At 33.0% G+C, this 1,670-nt stretch carries 3 protein-coding genes; all 3 read left to right on the top strand.

Annotation, left to right across the window (positions count from 1 at the left end; translation table 11 throughout):
- Positions 1 to 640: glycosyltransferase (locus A3849_RS31930; RefSeq protein ID WP_218619287.1), on the top strand; the 640-nt coding region annotated here is incomplete at its 5' end.
- Positions 641 to 668: 28 nt separating this feature from the next.
- Positions 669 to 1,370, top strand: a complete 702-nt coding sequence (locus A3849_RS31925) for a glycosyltransferase family 2 protein (protein WP_074115055.1) — start codon at positions 669 to 671, stop codon at positions 1,368 to 1,370.
- An 11-nt stretch (positions 1,371 to 1,381) separates the two neighbouring features.
- On the top strand, positions 1,382 to 1,670 hold a 289-nt coding region (locus A3849_RS34080; RefSeq protein ID WP_143191963.1), incomplete at its 3' end, for a DUF2304 domain-containing protein.

The raw sequence follows: 1,670 nt of genomic DNA, 5'->3' as shown, positions 1-1,670 counted from the left end.
GATATGGGATTGGTTAGACCCCGAGACTTTAATTAAAGCAATGGCGATAGTGAAAAAAAGCCGATCGGATATTAAGTGTTTCTTCATGGGTGTGAAGCCGCCAGTTGGAAAAGAACCGGACAAATTAAAAAAGCTTCAGATGATGTGTAAAGAACTTAATCTGGAAGATTTTGTTTATTTTAATGATTGGGTAGAATATGAAAATAGAAGTGAGTATTTACTAGAGGCTGACATAGGTATTTCTCTTCATGAAAATCATTTTGAGACTAGATTTGCTTATCGAACAAGGTTATTGGATTACATCTGGTGCGGGCTGCCAATAATATCCTCAGAAGGAGATGTATTCTCAGATATTATTGAGAAAAACAATTTAGGATCAATAGTGAAGGCGAAAAATGAAGTTGAAGTGGCTGAACAAATCATTGAAATTCTTGAAAAGGATAAATCAGCCTTCTACAAGAATCATAATTATTCAAAGTTCTTGTGGTCTAGTGCCGTCAAAGATCTGCTTGCGTTTTGTATGGATCCCAAGAGGATTTCTCCTAGATTTAGTTTCTTTAAAGAAGTAAAGTTGTATTACTGGAGATTGATCTATTTAATTATTAGAATTTATGAAAAAAAGATAGCAAATAAAAAGTGAATTCTTGGTTTAGATAAGGAGGTTGGAAGTGAGAATTCTAGGCATTATTCCTTGTTTTAATGAGGAAGATAACATTGAGAAACTGATTAAAGAACTAGCTGAATATTCTGATCTTTTAGATTTCATCATCATTAACGATCACTCGAGTGATTTAACGGAGATGATTTGTGAGCGGAATAAGGTTGGAATTATTAATCTGCCTTGTAATTTAGGGATAGGTGGAGCAGTACAGACTGGTTATATCTATGCCAATAAACATGATTATGATATTGCAATTCAGATTGATGGAGATGGACAGCATGATCCCAAATTCATAAAAAATCTAATTGAGCCCTTAATTCATGGGGAAAGTGACTTTGTAATCGGTTCAAGGTTTATAAAGAAAGAAGGATTTCAATCATCTTTTACTAGAAGAATGGGGATTGTTTATTTTGCGGGTTTATTAAGTTTATTAACTAAGCAAAAAGTAAGTGATCCAACCTCTGGTTTTAGGGCCTGTAACAAAAAAATTATTAAGCTCTTCTCCAATAATTACCCAACAGATTATCCTGAACCTGAGTCAATTATGGCTTTGAGTAGAAATGGCTTTAAAATAACGGAAATTCCTGTTCAAATGAGAGAAAGAATCGGGGGAGTCTCCTCTATTAAGGCTCTTAAATCAGTCTACTATATGATAAAAGTAACGATTGCAATTATTATTGATTTTTCCAGAAAACAACAAGTGGATTAAGGGTGGTATACATGTTTCCCTTCAAGCTTCAGATTTTTTTAATAATGCTATCGGCACTGTTTTTGTTTCTTCTAATAAATATGATAAAAAAGTATGAACTTCAGTTAAAGTATGCCCTTTTGTGGCTTACTATGGTAGTTATTATGCTAGTTGTAGCTTTAATACCAGGAATAGTTTTTTATTTCACTGATCTTTTTGGCTTCCAAGAACCGTCCAATTTTGTATTCTTGTTAGGTATATTATGTAGTTTGGTCATTATTTTTAGTCTTAGCATATCTCTATCCAATTTATCTCATAAAG

The organism is Paenibacillus sp. P46E (assembly GCF_001909095.1).
Taxonomy (GTDB): Bacteria; Bacillota; Bacilli; order Paenibacillales; family Paenibacillaceae; genus Paenibacillus_AQ; species Paenibacillus_AQ helianthi.
This window is presented reverse-complemented; position numbering and strand designations above follow the sequence as displayed.